Below are 322 nucleotides of genomic sequence, written 5' to 3' on the forward strand. Positions count from 1 at the left end.
CCGGGTGCTGTGGTACCGCAAGCTGGCTTCGGCCTCCACGGTGGAGGAGGTGGCCGCCCTCCGCGAGGATATGCTCGCGGTGGCCCCCGAGATGCCCGAGGCGGCGGCCAACCTCTTCGAGCGCGCATGGCTGAAGGCCTTCGCCAACGAGCACGGGGTCAAGCTCATCTCCGTGGCGGCGGGCAAGCTCATCGTGGAGCCCATCGACATCCCCGCTGCTGCCATGAAGCCCCTGCGCCGCGCGGCCGGCCGCAACCAGACGGACAAGCGCAAACTGACGCTGCCTTTGCGCTACTTCTCGGAGGAGGAACGCGACAACCTG

1 protein-coding gene is annotated in these 322 nt (G+C 68.6%); it reads left to right on the forward strand.

The genetic code is table 11. The features are described 5' to 3' along the window. Positions 1-322 (forward strand): TRCF domain-containing protein (locus NE591_RS13590; protein WP_256156901.1); only part of this gene is annotated, 322 nt, incomplete at both ends.

The organism is Adlercreutzia sp. DFI.6.23, from assembly GCF_024462535.1.
Lineage (GTDB): Bacteria > Actinomycetota > Coriobacteriia > Coriobacteriales > Eggerthellaceae > Adlercreutzia > Adlercreutzia rubneri.